Consider the following 12,617-nt stretch of genomic DNA (forward strand, 5'->3'; position numbering starts at 1 on the left):
AAAAAGCAATATATTTGCACCGTCAAAATAGCAAGCGGGCGTGGCGAAATTGGTAGACGCACTAGACTTAGGATCTAGTGCCGCAAGGCGTGGGGGTTCGAGTCCCTTCGCCCGCACTTGAAGAAGGGGCCGCCTTAAACAAGGTGGTCTTTTTTGTTTTGTTTGTTTTATCATAAATAGTTTTATACATAGAGAAGTATGAATGTAACGAAGAACCAAATCGATGATCTTAATGCAACCATTAAGATTCAATTGGATAAGGATGATTACGCAACCCGCGTGAGCGACGCGTTGAAAGAATACCAGAAAAAAGCGGTGATCGACGGTTTTCGTAAGGGAAAAACTCCTTTCGGGATTATCAAAAAAATGTATGGTAGAGCCGTTTTGATTGAGGAGATCAACAAGTTGATCGGAGAGAGTTTGTCTAATTTTATCCAGGAGAACGATTTGCATATCTTGGGAGAGCCGCTTCCGAACGAAACAGAGCAGAAAGAGCTGAATCTGGACGAGGAAAGCTTCGAGTTCGTTTACGATATCGCTATGGCTCCCGTCATGAACGTGAAGTTGAGTAAACGGGAGAAAGTACCTTATTACATCATCAAGGTAGATGATGAGATGATAGACAAACAAATTGAAAGCATCTGCAAGAATAATGGCGAATTGACCCCCGTTGACACGATTGAAGGATCAGAATACGTGAAAGGTGAATTGATCGAATTGGGGGAGGACGGTAAACCGAAAGAAGGCGGTATTCATGTGGAAGACGCTTCCTTGTCATTGGCTCACATGAAAGACGAGGAACAGGTGAAACTTTTCGAGGGTAAAAAAGCCGGAAATGAGGTGATCTTCAATCCTTCAAGAGCTTATCCTAACAAGACCGATTACGCCGCTCTCTTGCAAGTAAATAAAGAGGAAGCAGAACATATTGTTTCTGATTTCTGTTTCATCATCAGCGAGATCAAACGTTATATCGATGCGGAAGTAAATCAAGCTTTATTTGATAAAGTGTACGGTGAAGGAAACGTGAAGAGCGTAGAAGAATTCCGTGCGAAAGTGAAAGAAGACCTGGCAAAACAATTCAAATCTCATAGCGAGTACCGCTTGACGGTAGATGCTCGTGACAAGATGTTGAAGAAGAACGAGGAAATCGCTCTTCCGGAAGCATTCCTGAAGCGTTGGATGTTAGCTACCAATAAAGAAATGACTCCTGAAGCCGTAGAGCAGGATTTCAACGCTTATCGCGATGAGTTCAAATGGCAGTTGATTAAGGGTGACATGGTGAAGGATAATGACCTTCGCGTGGAGGACGAAGATATGAAAGCTGTCGCTCGTGAAGTGGCTGCCGCTCAATTACAACAATACGGTTTGTACGGTTTGTCTGACGAGCAATTAGACGGTTTCGCCGTTCGCTTGTTGGAGAACGAGAAACAACGTTCTAGCCTTTATGACCGTGCTTTGGAGAACAAAATAATCAACACGATCAAAGAGAGCGTGAAACTGGAAGAACAAGAGATCTCTATGGATGATTTTGGTAAATTGTTCGAGAAGAAATAGATTGAATCTTTTTTATCATAGAACCCCGCCTTTTCAGGCGGGGTTTGTTTTTTCAGGGGGGAGCAGGAAGGGGAAAAGGGTAGTTGGATGAACGTTTTTGATCTGTCTTTAATTTCAGAGTATTACGTGAAAAAGGCATTGTTTCCTCGTTCTACCGACCAGGTTTCTCTTGCTGGCAAGGTTGGAAAGTTGACAGGAACTCTTAAATTCTTTTCTCCTGACAAAAAATGTGGAAAGCAATGTAATAAAAAAAGGCGTGCCATGCACGCCTTCTAAATAAGCATATTGATGAGAGTTTATTTTACGTTTGATTGGGCACGAGTGATATATTTTTCGATATCTCTGGATTCCAATGATGCCGGAAATTCTTTTTCTATTTTCTCGTACATGGCTAATGCGTTCTTGTAGTCGTTGGCTTTTTCAAATGCGAGCCCGGCTTTCATCAGGATGGAAGGAGTGGTCAACATATTGGTGTTGTCACTACCTGCTTTCTGATAATATCCGGCTGCTTTCTTGTATTCTCCCAATTGCATATAAGCGTCCCCGATGTTCGCTTTTGCCAACGTGGAGAAAATCATATCTTTGGTGGAGAATTTTTCAAGATATTTAATTGCATTTTGGTTATCACCCAAATATAAATAGCATAAGCCGGCATAATATTTTGCTAAATTGCCACTCGGGGTAGAGCCGTATTGATCCACGATTTCGAGGAAACCGAGATTGTTGCCATTCCCGTTAAGCGCCAAATTGAAAGAATCTTTTTCAAATAAAGTTTCTGCCACGAACATTTGTTTCAGCGCTTCTTGTTCGAGTGGCATTTTGTAAAACCTGTGATACCCAAAGATCGCAGCAATTACAATAATTACAACAAGAAGACCTCTAACCAGTAATTTTGAATTTTTCTCGATAAATTGTTCGGTTGAGATCGTGGCTTCCTCAATCTGTTGGAAACCGTCCGCACGTTTCTGTTTCTCTTTTGACATTGTTATATGTTTTTGTTATTTACTTTATATTCCTACGACGCATCTACCGTCAACGTGCAAAATTAGTTTTTTTTTTGATAACAGGAGTAGGACGGCGAAATTTTATGCAAAAAATTATACAATCGGCGGAATCTAAGTTACTTTTCTTTACTTTTGAAGACCGTTTGCAGGTTAAACTTGCAGCGTTTGTAACCTGTAACCCTTGATTGGTATGATTTTAAAGGATTTGAATATTGTCAATTACAAGAATATCGCCGAGGCAAGCATCGCTTGTTGCCCCCGGTTCAATTGCTTTATCGGGAATAACGGGGTGGGGAAGACGAATATTTTGGATGCGGTGTATCATCTCTCCATGTGCAAGAGTTATTTCAACCTGCCCGATGCCCAAAATATTCGGCACGGGGAGGCTTTTTTCGTGCTGGAAGGAATGTACGAGCGGGACGGGGAAGAGATTGACGTATATTGTGGGGTGAAGAAGGGTGTGAAAAAAGTATTCAAGAAGAATAAGAAATCGTATGAAAAGCTCTCGGATCATATCGGGTTGCTGCCTCTGGTGATGATTTCGCCTGCCGACGTGATTTTGATCGACGGGGCGAGCGAGGAACGCCGCCGTTTTATCGACGGGGTAATCAGCCAGTGTGACAAGGAGTATTTGCAGGTATTGATACGGTACAACCGGGTGTTGATGCAACGGAACAGTTTCCTGAAAGAGTACGCCGGAATGCCGATAGACGCCGATATGTTGTCCGTGTGGGACGAGCAATTGGCAGAGAACGGTCGGGTGATTCTGGAACGGCGCCGGGCGTTTATCGCGGAACTGGCGGATGTCTTCCAGGCGTATTACGAGCGGGTGGCGTTGGGAAGGGAAAAGGTAACCTTGGAGTACTCTACCACGATAAAAGAAAATGACTACCTGCAATCGTTACGAGGTAGTTTTGACCGGGATAGAATATTGACTTACACCACGGTGGGTATCCACCGGGATGACCTCACGTTAAGTCTGGAAGGTTATCCGGTGAAGCGGTTGGGATCGCAGGGACAGAAAAAGAGTTTTCTAACCGCCTTGAAATTTGCTCAATTCGCTTATCTGGCACGTGAGAAAGGCGTAGAACCTTTGTTGTTGCTGGATGATATTTTCGATAAGTTGGATGCCGACCGGGTGAGCCAGATTATCCAGATCGTGTCGGAAGAGAGTTTCGGGCAGGTCTTTATCACGGATACTAATCGTGGGCATATTGATGAAATCTTGCGTTTGCACGCGATTGATTATAAAATCTTTAAAGTGGATGAAGGCATGATATCCGACTTTAATTTCTAGGGTTTAGGTATTATTTGAATAGAAAGTAGTATTTTTGTAGGATAACAATAAAAAGAATAGATTGTGAAGCAGGGGAAGACTTTGACAATGGACGAATTGGTAGAATTGTACTTGGAAGAGATGGGGTTAAGCCGTCAGTTCAAGGAGAGAGAGGTTTGCCAAGTCTGGGCGGATGTCGTGGGGGGAATGATCGCTTCCCGGACAAAGAGTATGCGGATTTCGGACGGGAAAGTTTTCGTGAGTTTCACTTCTTCGGTCGTGAAAAACGAGATATTGATGGTGAAGGAAGGGTTAATTAAAGCCTTGAATGACAGGGTTGGAAGTGATGTAGTAAAAGATATTATAGTGTTCTGAAAGGAACATTTAATGAACTGGACAAATGAGATTAATTGACGCTAATGATTTATTGAATGCCTCGTGGGGATTGGATCGTTTCAGAGGAAGTCTGGTTTCCAAGTTGGTCATGTATTTATTGCGCTTGAACAAATTGGATAAGCTGAGCACGAAGGTGGATTGCAACGATCCCGAGCAGGTGATCGATAGTTTGATGGAGGCATTAGGGGTTACCGTGGAGATCAAGGAGGAGGATTTGGAGAAGATTCCGAAGAAGGGGGCGTTTATCACGGTGTCCAACCACCCGTTCGGGGGATTGGATGGTATTATTCTGATTAAAATCTTGTGCAAGATACGTCCGGATTACAAGGTGATGGCTAATTTCCTGTTAAAGAAGATCATTCCGATACAGGATTACGTGTTGGGACTGGAACCGTCTTCCCGCCGGAGGAACACGAATACCCGTGTCATCAAAGAAGCCGTGCGCCACGTGGTAGAAGGAAAGCCGCTGGGGATATTCCCGGCAGGAGAGGCTTCTTCCTATCAGGCGGATTCGAATCACGTGGAAGATAAAGAGTGGGATACCTCCGTGCTAAAGCTGGTTAAGATGGCAAGAGTGCCGGTTATCCCGATCTATTTCAAGGGGTCGAATAGCTTGTTATTTTACTTGTTGGGTTTGATTCATCCCATGTTGCGGAACATGAAGTTGCCTTCCGAATTATTGAATAAAAAGAATCGGGTCGTGAAATTGAGAATCGGAAATCCTATTGGCATAGAGTCACAGGATACGTTTCACGATATTTCCCAATACGGGAAGTTTTTGCGTGCCAAGACCTATTTGCTCGGTTCGGCGTTGGAAGTAAAGAAGTTTTTCATTAAATCACAAAAAGCTATGCCTAAAGCGGAACCTGTCGCTGCGGAAACGGAATGTGCGGTGTTGAAGAAGGAGATTGCGGGTATCGCGGATGACTATTTGTTGTTTAATATGAAAAACTATGATGTCTATTGCTCTCCTTCGGTGAAAATTCCAAACGTGCTGAACGAGATCGGACGGTTGCGCGAGCTCACGTTCCGTGCTGTCGGCGAGGGGACGAACCGGAGCATCGATTTGGACGAGTTCGATTTATATTATTACCATCTTTTTATTTGGGATAAGGAAGAAGAGAAGATCGTAGGGGCTTACCGCGTGGGGAAAGGGAAGGAGATCATCGATCGTTACGGCATAAAAGGTTTCTATATCCATACCTTGTTTAAAATGCGGAAAGAGATGCTCCCGGTATTGTACGAGTCTATCGAGTTGGGACGTTCTTTTATCACGGAGGAATATCAACGGAAGCCGCTCCCCTTGTTTATGCTTTGGAAAGGAATCCTGTATTTCTTGTTGAAAAATCCGGAATATCGCTATCTGATAGGACCTGTTACTATCAGTGGGAAATATACCGAGGCTTCCAAGGAGTTGATTATGAAATTTATTCAGGCAAATCATTATAATTACGAGTTGGCGAAATACGTTCTACCGCGTTCGAAATACCAGGTACATTCCGAGGAACCGGGTGTGCAGGTGATGTTGGATGCGGCGCGGGATATTGCAGCGTTGGATAAAATGATCGGGGATATTGAGCCGTCGAGTGATAAATTGCCAGTATTATTGAAAAAATATATCTCTTTGAACGCTAAGATTATCGGTTTTAATATAGATCCGAAGTTTAATATGTGTTTGGATGGTTTGCTTATTTTAGATATTTTTGACGTGCCGATGAAGACGATAGAGTCGTTGTCAAAGGAAATTAACGATGACACGATACTTAGCCGTTTCTCTTCGGATAACGTGGAATTATAGATTGAATGAATGGATTCAGTGATTGAAAATTGCTAAATCTAAAATTAGAATGGGATGTACGATATTTTGTATCTATTCAAGGGAATGCTGGTTGGACTGATGGTATCTATTCCTTTAGGTCCTATGGGGGTCTTGATTATCCAAAAAACGTTGCATAAAGGAGCGTTGTCGGGTTTTATCGCCGGTATGGGTGCCGCTTCGGCAGACCTTTTTTATGCCGCGGTAGCCGCTTTCGGGTTAGGGTTCGTGATTAATATCGTGCAGGCTCATGAGTTATTGTTGCAAATTATCGGGGGAATATTTCTGATCGTGATAGGATTGAAAATCTATTTTGACAACCCGATCCGGCAGATCCGGCAACGTCGACAGGGACGTGTGAGTAAGACCGGGCTTTTAGGTGATTACCTCTCGCTTTTCTTTCTTACGGTGTCCAACCCGATCACGGTAGTGGTCTTTATGGCTGTGTTTGCCGGAATGTCGGTCTTTGGAGAATCTTCCTCCTTGTTGGGAGAAGTGCTGGTTGTTGCCGGAGTATTGCTGGGGGGGGGGGTGTGGTGGTACACGCTTTCCACGTTGGTAAATATTTTCCGGAAGAAATTCCGTTTGCGCGTATTAATCACAATCAATCGAGTGTCCGGGATGGTGATTACAGTATTGGGAGCTTTGGTTATTCTCTCAGCCTTTGCCCCGTTCAAGAATCTGGTAATTCAGTGATTTTTGTTTACTTCTTGTATTATCATTAGTTAATGGATAGTCTACCTTTGCGTGCTCTTATGAACGAGTCATAATCGAACCATAAACGTAGCATAAACGTAAAACATCGTTCATGTTACGTTTATGATTCGATTATGTATGGTTTTTGTGGTAGAGGAAAGGTTAAGCAAGGGGCTGGAAAGGAGAACTAGAGGTATTATTTGCTTTTATTTGAAAATGTCGTGAGTCGCCCCATGCGCCGTAGGCTACTTCGCAGCCGCTTTTGAGAATACTTTCCTCCAGTTTGCGCATGGATTCTGCTGCTCCCTCGTGTGTGCCCGGTTTATTTTCGTAGAGTTTATAGAGGGTGCGGTTGGAGGTGGGGGTAATGTTGGGCATAACGACGTTGGCTCCGATCTCCAAAGCTTTCTCCCGTCCATTCTCTTCAATAGCTTGCAAAGCGGTGGTCGCCGCGATATTGATGTCCGGCATCAGAATACGTAAGGCTGCCACCATGTGGATTGACAAGCGCAGGCGTTCTTTTAGCGGGAGCAACAGATGGCGGTATTGATACAACGGCGTGGCGTGGTGTTCCAAATAGGGACCCATGCCTACCATGTCGATGTCCATGGATTGCAGGAATAACAGATCGTTTGCCAGGTCGGTAATGGTCTGGAAGGGTAAACCGATCATTACTCCCGTTCCCGTTTGGTAGCCACAGCGTTGTAGCATCTCCAGGCACTTCAAGCGTGTGGCGTGGGAATGTAATGCGTTGTTCGGATGGATTTTCGCGTACAGTTCCGGGTTGGATGTTTCGATGCGCAATAAATAACGGTGTGCTCCCGCTTCAAACCAACGTTTGTAGGTATCTCCCGTTTGTTCCCCGAGGGAGAGCGTGATTCCCAATTCGTTGCGGCTGTTTTTCTTGATCTCCTTTAATAAACGGGTGATACGTTCTGTAAATTCCCGGTCGGAACGTTCCCCCCCTTGAAGCACGATGGAACCGAACCGATGCGTGTACGCGAAATCTGCCGCATCCAGAATTTCCTCGTCACTCAAGGCGTAGCGGGCAGTTTCCGTGTTTGACTTCCGTATCCCGCAATAAAAGCAGTCCTTCGTGCAGATATTGGAGATTTCGATTAATCCCCGCAAGTACACTTTGTTGCCTATCGTTCGGTTTTTTATTTCTTTCGCTTTGCGATAAAGTTGGTTTTCTTCCTCCCCCTCGCAAATCAACATTTTTTCCAATTCTTCTATCGTGTTTCTTCCTTCCATGCTAAAATCTGATTTTCCTTTTGACAAAAATAGGAAAAAGGCTTGATTTTACTAAATTTGTTCTCTAGAAAAAGAGTCGTAATTATAAACTCATTATCATGGTGAAAAGAATCGCGTTAATCATATTGGGAGTTGTTCTCTTGGGGGGAATTTTGGTCGCGTTATGGTGGGTAAACGAGCGGGAACGGGATACGGATGTTCCGAAAGAATCGTTTATCCCTTATAATTCGGCAGTAGTGGTTAATGTAAATGCTAACGCGAAAGTGTCACCCAAGCTCGAGGCAGCTCTCGGGAAGGAGATCAAGGCGTACAGGGAGGGATTGTTACGGCGGGTTGTGGATACTTTGATAAATCAACGCTTGGTAGACACGGCATCTTATATATTGGCATTCCGGGTGGAAGGCAAACAATCGTTCCGGAGCCTTTACGTGTTGAGCCGAAGCGGGGTATTCGCCCGGGGTGAAGTGGTCACTTTGTTGTCGAAGATGTTTTCTGCGGATGAAATACAGGAACGGAAATATGACAACCGGGTGTTGTACTCGGTGAAGCGGGGAAAAGAAAAAGTATGTTATGCTGTGATCGGCGGGATGGTGCTGGTAGCGGATTCCGAGTTGTACGTGGAGGATGCCGTGAAGCAGTTGAACGACAAGGACGAGGGGAAGAAAGACGAAACTCCCCGTTACAAGAATGTGAATCGTTATTTCTCGGCAGGGGCGGGATTGAATGTATTTTTAAATTCGTCAGCGTTCTCTGATTTATTGCCCCTGTTGTTGCAGAAAGATTTTATATCGAAGCAGACGGATGTGTCCAAATGGTTCCAATGGGGGGCGTTGGACGGCGATGTGCGACAGGATGGCGTTAGTTTCAACGGTTTCATGCACTGTAACGGTTTGCGGGCTTCTTACCCGGCAGTGTTGAAAGACCAGACACCCAGAACATCGCATTTGGATGGCGTGTTGCCTGCCGACGTGCGGAGTGTCAGCCTCCTGTCATTGAGTGACGTGAAAATCTATCTGGATGCGTTGGAAACCTATCGTTATGGGGCAGGTAAGGCTGAACGGGTAAGGAAACGTAAACAAGAATTTGCCCGTCTTTTCGGTGAAAAAAATGAGGCGGAATGGCAGAATCTCTTGAAAGGAGAATGGGGAAAAGGGGTACTCGCGTATGATGCTTCCCGGAAAAAGGACGACGGGGTGATCGTGGTACACGTGAAAGCCGGTAGCCTCGCGAAAGAATTGCTGGATAAGATGTTGAAGCCTGATGCGCGTCGTACTTTCCCGCTGGATAAAGATAAAACGATCGCTTATTATAAAATGCCGGTACCGGATTTTGCCGGAGTACTGTGGGGCTATATGTTTGACGATATTGCCACCAATTACGTGATGGTGGAAGATAACTATGTTGTTTTTGCATCTTCCGAGCAAGGGATACAGGCTTTTGCTAAAGATTATATGCGTCGGTTGAGCGTGCGGGACCAAGAATGGTACAAAAAATTGAGGGATAAGTTGTCCGCGAAGTTCAACTGGATGTATTTGTCCGAGATGCCTTCGATGTTGCCCTATTACGAGAATATCACGAGAGGGATATTACATGATTTGCTGGAACGCAACAAGGCGAACGTGGAAGTGTTTTCTTCTTTCGCGTTGCAGTGGGGGTGCGAGGGTAGTATGTTGTATCACACGCTGTTCCTGAGTACGGAAGAGGTGGAACAGAAGCCCGCTCAAGTGATGTGGCAGACAAAACTGGATGGGAAATTGACGATGAAGCCTGCTATCGTGACGAATCATAACACGAAGGAACGGGAACTTTTCGTGCAAGATGAAAGCAATACGATTTATTTGATCAACGATGTCGGGCGTATCCTTTGGAAATTGCCGATAGAAGGGAAGATCAACAGCGAAGTCTATCAAGTGGATATGTTCAAGAATGGCAAATTGCAATATCTTTTCTCCACGCCGACTCATCTTTACCTGATCGACCGGAACGGGAATTATCTGCCCCGCTATCCCTTGGCATTCAAGTCGCCTTGCGAGCAGGGCATTACGTTATGCGATTACGAGAATAACAAGAACTACCGGATTTTTGCCCCGGCGGCAGACCATAACCTCTATCTTTACGAGTTGTCGGGTAATTTCGTGAAAGGCTGGTCGACGCCGAAGAGCGATAATGATATTGTTTCCAAAATTTACTATTTCCGGGTGGACGGGAAAGATTATATCGTGTATGCCGACCGCTACCGCCTGTATATTCTTGACCGGCGGGGAAAGGAACGTGTGAAGGTATCTACTTTGTTGAATCTGGCGGGGAATACCATGTTGTATTTGACGAGACAGAACGGGACACCCCGGATTGCTTTCACGGATGCGAACGGGGAGATTCTCTTGGTTGACCTCCGGGGAAATCTGCAACGGGTGAAAGGGGAAAAGATGATCGGCGGCGGATGGTTGAATGTCGGGGATGTCAATAGTGACGGACGGGACGAGTTCGTGTACACGTTGGAAAATACCTTGCAGGTATATGATGGTCAAGGGAAATTGCTCTCTGAGCGCCAATGGGATCATGCCGGGTTAGGTTACCCGTACACGTATCGTTTTTCTGCCCGGGATACCCGTATCGGGATGCTGGATGAAAAGGGCGAACATTTGTTTTTGCTTGGGTTACAAGAGGTGTCGAAGGGTTTCCCTATTCGGGGAAATTCGCCTTTCTCGATCGCTTTCTTCGATCAAGGAAATACGTCTGGTTTTTATCTGTTTGCCGGAAGTGACGGAAATCACATTATAAAATATCGAGTGCAACAATAAAAATCATATATTTGTCTCGGTTTTACGAATGTTAATGATGTCCATGAGCGGAGGTAATAATTTTGATGCTTTTTTCAAGTCCTTTTTTAATCCGATTTGCTCGTTTATCGAGCGAGTCATGGGAGGGGCAGAGGATGTTACCGATTTGGCTCAGGATGTTTTTTTGAAGGTATTCGAACGGTGGAAAGAATTTGATTCCGAGGAGAATGCGAAAGCCTTTTTGTTTATTTCGGCTCGTAATCTTTGTTTTGATCGTTTAAGACGGAAACAAGCGGAGAGTAATTATGTTTCCCGTTATCTTCAGGAGAATGAATTTAAAACTTCGGTCTTTTTACAGGAAGTGATGAGGCAGGAAACGTTTCGAATTCTTTATTCTGCTATAGACCGTTTGCCAGAACAGACCCGTCAAGTGATTTTATTGGGATTGGATGGGAATTCTAATCAAGAAGTGAGTAAGGCGCTAGGGGTGTCGATTAATACGGTTAAAACATTGAAAAAGAATGGTTATGCGGCACTTCGGGAGATTTTATCCAAAGACTATTTGATCTTGTTATTGATTTTGTTGGGAGAATTTTAAAAAAATAGTTTTTTTATTCACCCGTTTTTAGGGAGGTTACGTCTTTAGTTGTAAAATCATATTACATGAAAGACGATTTAATAGGTACATTTAAAATTTCTCGTTTGGTTGCTGCGGATTTGACCGGGAGTCTGGATGATTCGGGACGTCGGGAATTGGATGCGTGGCTTCGAGAGGCGGATGAAAATCGAGTGATTTATCGGGAGATAAAGGAAAAATTCACGAAAGGAAAAAGGGAATGGCTTTATTCCGAGAAGCAGGTGGAGCAACAGTTGGCAATATTTCATAAGTACCGGACGAAAAAGACTGCCCGTGTACTAGGTGTTTGGTGGCGTTATGTGGCAGTTGCGGTATTATTGTTTAGTGTTGCTGGGATACTCCGTTGGCAAATGGATGGTGAGGGAAGGAAACAATCTCTTGTTCCGATTGAAATAGCTCAAGGAAATGCCATGTTGGTTTTATCAACAGGCGAGAGAATAGCGTTGGTTGATACTTTACAAACTGTGTGCGGAGAATCTTCCGCAGACATTCAGGTGTCTGGGCAAACGATTTCTTACCGGGAAGAGAATAAACCTGTGCAGGAACAAGTGTATAACACGCTTGTTGTTCCCCGTGCCGGAGAGTTTAAGGTTGAATTAGCTGACGGGACAAAAGTATGGTTGAATGCGTTAAGTGAGTTGCGCTATCCGGTACAATTTGCAGGAGGGCTGCGGGTTGTTTATCTGAAAGGTGAAGGATATTTCGAGGTCGCTTCCGATTCGGAGAAGCCTTTTATTGTAAAAACTTTTGTAAATGTGGATATTAAGGTGTTGGGAACAAAATTCAATGTATCGGCTTACGAGAATGATGTTGACGTGACCACTACTTTGGCGGAGGGCAGTGTAGAGGTGATTCTTCCGAATGAACGTGTAAGGATTTCTCCTGACGAACAATTGGTGTTCAATAAAGAAGAGAATTCATGCCTGCTTCGTGAAGTGGATGCATCTATTTATTCCGCGTGGAAGAATGGTCTTTTTATTTTTGAAGACCAGCGGTTGGAGCAAATTATGGAACAATTGAAACGCTGGTACGAGATGGATGTATTTTATTCTGGCGAAGAGGTGAGAAACTATCGATTCTCGGGTGATTTGAAAAAATATGACAGTTTCGAGAAGATTGTGAAAATGCTCGAAGAAGTTGCGGGAGTAAAAATAGATATTAAAGGTAAATGTGTAACTATCGGGGCTAAATAAAAAACGGAAAG

At 44.3% G+C, this 12,617-nt stretch carries 11 protein-coding genes and 1 tRNA gene; 10 read left to right on the forward strand and 2 right to left on the reverse strand.

The annotated features are described in order from the left end of the window. The first annotated feature begins 34 nt into the window (after positions 1-34). The 3 genes from A3CY_RS0113745 (at position 35) to A3CY_RS0113755 (ending at position 1,830) form a co-directional block, all read left to right on the forward strand. Positions 35-116, forward strand: a tRNA-Leu gene (locus tag A3CY_RS0113745). A gap of 82 nt (positions 117-198) precedes the next feature. After that, a complete protein-coding gene (gene tig, locus A3CY_RS0113750) occupies positions 199-1,554 on the forward strand; it encodes a trigger factor (RefSeq protein ID WP_018338508.1) in 1,356 nt (451 codons plus the stop codon). Positions 1,555-1,641: 87 nt separating this feature from the next. Next, a complete protein-coding gene (locus A3CY_RS0113755; RefSeq protein ID WP_018338509.1) occupies positions 1,642-1,830 on the forward strand; it encodes a hypothetical protein in 189 nt (62 codons plus the stop codon). 20 nt (positions 1,831-1,850) lie between these two features. Here the strand turns inward: A3CY_RS0113755 and A3CY_RS0113760 are convergent, their stop codons facing one another. Further along, positions 1,851-2,537 carry a tetratricopeptide repeat protein gene (locus tag A3CY_RS0113760; protein WP_018338510.1) on the reverse strand — a complete coding sequence of 229 codons (687 nt, stop codon included), beginning with the start codon at positions 2,535-2,537 and terminating at the stop codon, positions 1,851-1,853. Positions 2,538-2,748: 211 nt separating this feature from the next. On the opposite strand from A3CY_RS0113760, the gene recF reads away from it, so the two are divergent. The 4 genes from recF (at position 2,749) to A3CY_RS0113780 (ending at position 6,742) form a co-directional block, all read left to right on the forward strand. After that, positions 2,749-3,855 (forward strand): DNA replication/repair protein RecF, encoded by a 1,107-nt coding sequence (gene recF, locus A3CY_RS0113765; protein ID WP_018338511.1) that lies wholly within the window; start codon positions 2,749-2,751, stop codon positions 3,853-3,855. Between the two features lie 63 nt (positions 3,856-3,918). Further along, a complete protein-coding gene (locus tag A3CY_RS0113770) occupies positions 3,919-4,209 on the forward strand; it encodes a DUF721 domain-containing protein (RefSeq protein WP_155828340.1) in 291 nt (96 codons plus the stop codon). 25 nt (positions 4,210-4,234) lie between these two features. After that, positions 4,235-6,028: a lysophospholipid acyltransferase family protein gene (locus A3CY_RS0113775; RefSeq protein ID WP_018338513.1), complete on the forward strand. Its 1,794-nt coding sequence runs from the start codon at positions 4,235-4,237 to the stop codon at positions 6,026-6,028. A gap of 54 nt (positions 6,029-6,082) precedes the next feature. Beyond that, positions 6,083-6,742, forward strand: coding sequence for a LysE family translocator (locus tag A3CY_RS0113780; RefSeq protein ID WP_018338514.1), 660 nt, complete (start codon positions 6,083-6,085; stop codon positions 6,740-6,742). Positions 6,743-6,904: 162 nt separating this feature from the next. Here A3CY_RS0113780 and hydE read toward each other — a convergent pair whose 3' ends face one another. Next, positions 6,905-7,996 carry a [FeFe] hydrogenase H-cluster radical SAM maturase HydE gene (gene hydE, locus A3CY_RS0113785; RefSeq protein ID WP_018338515.1) on the reverse strand — a complete coding sequence of 364 codons (1,092 nt, stop codon included), beginning with the start codon at positions 7,994-7,996 and terminating at the stop codon, positions 6,905-6,907. A 98-nt stretch (positions 7,997-8,094) separates the two neighbouring features. Between hydE and A3CY_RS0113790 the strand changes: the two genes are divergently transcribed. From A3CY_RS0113790 to A3CY_RS21090, 3 genes are all read left to right on the forward strand, one after another. Further along, entirely contained in the window at positions 8,095-10,797 is a 2,703-nt protein-coding gene (locus tag A3CY_RS0113790) for a hypothetical protein (RefSeq protein ID WP_018338516.1), read from the forward strand. Between the two features lie 43 nt (positions 10,798-10,840). Further along, entirely contained in the window at positions 10,841-11,374 is a 534-nt protein-coding gene (locus A3CY_RS0113795; RefSeq protein ID WP_169503658.1) for an RNA polymerase sigma factor, read from the forward strand. A gap of 65 nt (positions 11,375-11,439) precedes the next feature. After that, positions 11,440-12,606, forward strand: coding sequence for a FecR family protein (locus tag A3CY_RS21090; RefSeq protein ID WP_018338518.1), 1,167 nt, complete (start codon positions 11,440-11,442; stop codon positions 12,604-12,606). The last annotated feature ends 11 nt before the right edge of the window (positions 12,607-12,617 follow it).

The sequence above is a fragment of the Butyricimonas synergistica DSM 23225 genome (genome assembly GCF_000379665.1).
In the GTDB taxonomy this organism is placed as follows: domain Bacteria; phylum Bacteroidota; class Bacteroidia; order Bacteroidales; family Marinifilaceae; genus Butyricimonas; species Butyricimonas synergistica.

What these genes read in the sequence shown, in the direction of transcription:
- recF (WP_018338511.1), top strand. Translation starts at nt 2,749, where the DNA reads ATGATTTTAAAGGATTTGAATATTGTCAATTACAAGAATATCGCCGAG.
- A3CY_RS0113760 (WP_018338510.1), bottom strand. Translation starts at nt 2,537, where the DNA reads ATGTCAAAAGAGAAACAGAAACGTGCGGACGGTTTCCAACAGATTGAG.
- A3CY_RS0113775 (WP_018338513.1), top strand. Translation starts at nt 4,235, where the DNA reads ATGAGATTAATTGACGCTAATGATTTATTGAATGCCTCGTGGGGATTG.
- hydE (WP_018338515.1), bottom strand. Translation starts at nt 7,996, where the DNA reads ATGGAAGGAAGAAACACGATAGAAGAATTGGAAAAAATGTTGATTTGC.
- tig (WP_018338508.1), top strand. Translation starts at nt 199, where the DNA reads ATGAATGTAACGAAGAACCAAATCGATGATCTTAATGCAACCATTAAG.
- A3CY_RS0113780 (WP_018338514.1), top strand. Translation starts at nt 6,083, where the DNA reads ATGTACGATATTTTGTATCTATTCAAGGGAATGCTGGTTGGACTGATG.
- A3CY_RS0113795 (WP_169503658.1), top strand. Translation starts at nt 10,841, where the DNA reads ATGAGCGGAGGTAATAATTTTGATGCTTTTTTCAAGTCCTTTTTTAAT.
- A3CY_RS0113755 (WP_018338509.1), top strand. Translation starts at nt 1,642, where the DNA reads ATGAACGTTTTTGATCTGTCTTTAATTTCAGAGTATTACGTGAAAAAG.
- A3CY_RS0113790 (WP_018338516.1), top strand. Translation starts at nt 8,095, where the DNA reads ATGGTGAAAAGAATCGCGTTAATCATATTGGGAGTTGTTCTCTTGGGG.
- A3CY_RS21090 (WP_018338518.1), top strand. Translation starts at nt 11,440, where the DNA reads ATGAAAGACGATTTAATAGGTACATTTAAAATTTCTCGTTTGGTTGCT.